Genomic DNA, 4,618 nt, shown 5'->3' with positions numbered 1-4,618 from the left:
AAACGATCGGACTCACTCATCTAGGCTGAATGCCGTGATGCAGTACGACCCGCCTCGCCCCTGGATCGCCAGCTACGCGGAGGGGGTCCCCGAGGACCTCGATCCGGTCAGCGGGTCACTCGTCGACATCGTTGCGGCATCCGTCCGGGATTATCCCGATGCTCCCGCGCTGCAGTTCTTCGGACGTACGACGAGCTATCGGTCGCTCGACGAGCAGATCCAACGCGCTGCTGCCGCCTTGCACGCACACGGCGTCCGGGCAGGCGACCCGGTCGCGATCGTGCTGCCCAACTGCCCGCAGCACATCGTCGCGTTCTACGCGATCCTGCGCTTGGGAGCCGTTGTCGTCGAGCACAACCCTCTCTACACCCCGCGGGAACTGCGCAAGCAGTTCGAAGACCACGGCGCCAAGCACGCGATCGTGTGGAGCAAGGTCGTGCGCACCGTTCAGGAGTTCCCCCGCGATCTGCGTGTCGACACACTCATCTCGGTCGACATCACCAAGGCGATGCCCTGGACGATGCAGCTGGCACTCAAGCTCCCGATCGCCAAAGCACGCGAGGCGCGCACCGCCCTCACCGAGCGAGTCAGCGGTGCCGTCAGCTGGGATGACGTCGCGAGCCACGAGCCGCTGCCTGCCGCGCACCCGTCACCCTCCACCGACGATCTCGCGCTGATCCAATACACGAGCGGAACGACGGGCAACCCCAAGGGCGCGTCGCTGACACATCGCAACCTGCTCTCGAACGCTGCCCAGGCGCGAGCGTGGGTTCCCACGATCCAGCGCGGCGAAGGATGCGTCGTCTACGCCGTCCTGCCGATGTTCCATGCGTACGGACTGACGCTGTGTCTCACGTTCGCGATGTCAATGGGCGCCCGCCTGGTACTTTTCCCGCGGTTCGATCCCGACATGGTGCTCGAGGTCACGAAGAAGCATCCGGCGACCTTCTTGCCGCTCGTACCGCCGATCGCTGATCGACTCTTGAAGGAGTCTCAGCGCACGGGGATTTCGCTCGCGGGTACGGGCGTCGCGATCTCGGGAGCAATGGCACTCCCGCACGAACTCGTCGTGCCGTTCGAGGCCGAGACCGGCGGATACCTCGTCGAAGGTTACGGCCTCAGCGAGTGCTCCCCCGTACTGATGGCGAACCCCGTCGCCGACAACCGCGTCCCCGGCACCGTCGGTTTGCCTCTTCCGGGCACCGAGTGTCGCGTCGTCGACCCAGATGATCCGACGACGGACGTCGCGCAGGGCGAGCGTGGCGAACTGATCGTGCGTGGCCCCCAGGTCTTCTCTGGCTACTACGGGCGACCGGAAGAGACCGAGGAGGTCTTCGTCGACGGTTGGTTCCGCACCGGCGATATCGTCACAATCGACAACGCCGGGTTCGTGCGGATCGTCGACCGCATCAAGGAGCTCATCATCACAGGAGGCTTCAACGTCGCCCCGACCGAGGTCGAGGGAGTGCTGCGGCAGCATCCTGCCGTTGCCGATGTCGCGGTCGTCGGGATGCCGTCGGAGCACTCCGGTGAAGAGGTTGTCGCCGCTATCGTGCTCGAGTCCAGCGTCGAGGACATCGACGAGACCGCTATTCGCGAGTTCGCGCGCAGCATCCTCACCCCCTACAAGGTGCCGCGCCGAATCTTCGTCGTCGATGAGCTACCAAAGTCACTGATCGGAAAGGTCCTGCGGCGGCAGGTGCGCGCGAAGCTTCTGGAGCTCTCGGGCGAGGAGTAGGCCTCGCGGCATCAGGCTCGCCACTGCCCAGGCCGTGGTTGGATCCATGCGGGAATCGAGTACCCCACCTCGTCCGGAAAGTGGCCGTTGACATCGTCGTAGGTGAGTTGGAGAAGAGGAACCGAGAACGCGTCGGGTCGCTCGTAGAACCGATTGGCGGCGAAGGCGATCTCGCCCGGGTTGGGAACCGCCTCGACGCGGACGCGATGTTGCCACGCCTGGAAGCTCAGAATCTCGCCCGGAATGAGATCGGATCCGTCCCGGACACGCGCCGAGAGATCGTTGAGAACCGCTGCCGCAGTCTCGGGCCCCACGCCAAGAATCGCGAGCTCGGGATGACCGATCCCGTACAGACCAACCGTGTACGCGAACGGCGCGCGCTCAACGTGCCCGGCCCCACCGACGTACTGGATGTACGTGCCGTACTTTCGAATGGTCTCAACGGTGTGGCGATCTTCTTGGTCGAGCCATGCCTGCGTTGCGGCGTCCAGTGCACTCATGATCTTGTCCTCCCTCAGTGACCTTGATCATGAGATTAGAACAAACGTACGACACTCAGATTGGCGCCAGATTACTCCCCCAGCGCGGCTGGACCCTGCTCCACGAGGATGCGGAACTGGGCTGCATCGATAATCCGCACACCGAGCTCCTCCGCCTTCGCAAGCTTCGAGCCGGCGCCCGGGCCAGCAGCCACGAAATCCGTCTTCTTGGACACGCTCGAGGCAGCCTTGCCGCCAGCTGCCATGATCGCCTCTTGTGCGCCCTCGCGCGTATATCCCTCCAGGGTTCCGGTAGCCACAACCGTGACGCCCTCGAGCACTCCGCCCGAGACGACAGCAGCGCCAGGACCAGGATGGCCGGGGGTCGACAGCTGCGCTCCTGCGGCCGCCCACCGCTCGACGATCTCAACGTGCCAGTCGACCTCGAACCAGTCGATGATCGCATCGGCGATGATCGGGCCGACGCCCTCGACCGCCGCGAGCTCCTCACGGGAAGCCGCACGAATCGCATCAATCGACCCGAACCACTGCGCCAGCGCGCGGGCAGCGACCGGGCCAACGTGACGGATGCTCAACGCGACGAGGAAGCGCCACAACTCCTTCGTCTTGGCGCGTTCGAGATTGTCGAGCAGCTCATACGCCGCCGCCGACAGAATGAAGTCGGCATCCCCATCGAACGGCCTCTCAGGATCGAACACGGGATCGGGTCGCGACGCTGTCGGCGCACGACCTTCCAGCGGAGCCCTGCGCTGACGACGGAACGGGCTGCGCGCATCCGGCTCACCGTCGGCATCGAGCCGAACAAGCCCCGTCTCGGCATCGCGCACCTCGACGTCGATTGGAAAAAGGTCCTCGGCACGCAGATCGAACAGCCCCGCCTCAGTGACCAGCGGCGGCACCTCGGGGCGCAACGGATGCGTCAGGGCGGCAGCTGACACCTCACCGAGCCCCTCGATATCGAGAGCGCCACGCGAACCAATGTGCTCGACCCGACCGCGAACCTGGGCCGGACACGATCGCGTGTTCGGGCATCGCAGATCGATGTCGCCCTCTTTGGCGGGGGCGAGCGGAGAGCCGCACTCGGGGCAGTGCGTCGGCATGATGAATGCGCGTTCGCTGCCGTCACGCAACTCGACGACCGGCCCGAGGACTTCGGGAATGACATCGCCGGCCTTGCGGATGACGATCGTGTCGCCGATGAGGACCCCCTTGGCCTTCACGACGTCCTGGTTGTGCAGCGTCGCCTGACGTACGACGCTGCCCGCGACACGCGCCGGTTCCATAACGGCGAACGGTGTCGCGCGGCCGGTTCGCCCGACCGAAACGACGATGTCGAGCAGCTTCGTGTTCACCTGCTCGGGCGGGTACTTGTACGCAATCGCCCACCGCGGCGCGCGGCTCGTCGCGCCCAGCTCGTCGTGCAAAGCCAACTCATCGACTTTCACGACGACACCGTCGATCTCGTGCTCGACATCGTGACGGTGTTCGCCGTAGTGGCGGATGTAATCGGCGGCGGCATCGACTGACTCTGCGACCGTGAAGTACCGACTCACCGGCAAACCCCACGACTCCAGCAGCCCATAGACCTCGCTCTGGGTCGCTACCGGAGGATTCGGCCAGGCGCCGATGCCATGGACGGTCAGCCGCAGCCGCGAGAGCCGTTCGTGCATCGCCTCGAGCTGGCGCTCGTTCTTGCCCTCGCGCTTCTGCCGGAGCGACCCGGATGCCGCGTTCCGCGGATTCGCGAACAGGCGATCTCCCATCGACTCCTGGTAGGCGTTGAGCGACTCGAAGTCAGCCACGGTGAAGAACACCTCACCACGCACCTCGACAAGCTCAGGATGTCCCGTCCCGGCAAGCGCGGTCGGGATACCGGCCACGTCCCGGACGTTCTCGGTCACGTCCTCTCCGACGCGTCCGTCACCCCGCGTGGCAGCCGACACGAGCCGCCCGCGCTCGTAGCGCAACGACAGGGCGAGACCGTCGATCTTGAGCTCACACAGGTAATGAACTGAGCCGCCGACGTCACGCTGCACGCGTGCAGCCCAGGCCCGGAATTCCTCGTCGCTGAAGACATTGTCGAGGCTCAGCATCCGCTCGGCATGCTCGACCGGCGAAAACAGCGTGCCTGATGCTGCCCCGACCGAGAGTGTCGGCGAATCCTGCCCCTGAACTTCGGGATGCAGTCGCTCGAGGGCCTCCAGCCGCTGCATCCACGTGTCGTACGTGGCGTCGTCGACGATGACCTCGTCACGCCCGTAGTACGCCCCGCGGGCATCGACAATGAGGTCAGTGAGGCGCGAAGCCTCCGCCCGAGCATCGTCGAGACTGAGCCGCGCGAGCTCCGCATCCGGGATCGTCACAGATGCAGGGGAAACGT

The 4,618-nt window shown here is 65.4% G+C and carries 3 protein-coding genes; 1 reads left to right on the top strand and 2 read right to left on the bottom strand.

The genetic code is table 11. The annotated features are described in order from the left end of the window. Window positions 1–37: 37 nt before the first annotated feature. Complete coding sequence (locus B3587_RS14270) at window positions 38–1,738, top strand: long-chain-fatty-acid--CoA ligase (protein WP_292729865.1); 1,701 nt, start codon at window positions 38–40, stop codon at window positions 1,736–1,738. An 11-nt stretch (window positions 1,739–1,749) separates the two neighbouring features. Here the strand turns inward: B3587_RS14270 and B3587_RS14265 are convergent, their stop codons facing one another. Further along, on the bottom strand, window positions 1,750–2,238 hold the full coding sequence (locus tag B3587_RS14265) for a DUF4262 domain-containing protein (RefSeq protein ID WP_228178176.1): 489 nt from the start codon (window positions 2,236–2,238) through the stop codon (window positions 1,750–1,752). Window positions 2,239–2,309: 71 nt separating this feature from the next. Next, window positions 2,310–4,601: an NAD-dependent DNA ligase LigA gene (ligA, locus tag B3587_RS14260; RefSeq protein WP_348681185.1), complete on the bottom strand. Its 2,292-nt coding sequence runs from the start codon at window positions 4,599–4,601 to the stop codon at window positions 2,310–2,312. Between the last annotated feature and the right edge of the window lie 17 nt (window positions 4,602–4,618).

Source organism: Microbacterium sp. UBA837 (genome assembly GCF_002296025.1).
Taxonomy (GTDB): domain Bacteria; phylum Actinomycetota; class Actinomycetes; order Actinomycetales; family Microbacteriaceae; genus Microbacterium.
Note: the sequence above shows the minus strand (reverse complement) of the source record. Positions and strands in the feature narration are given on the sequence as shown.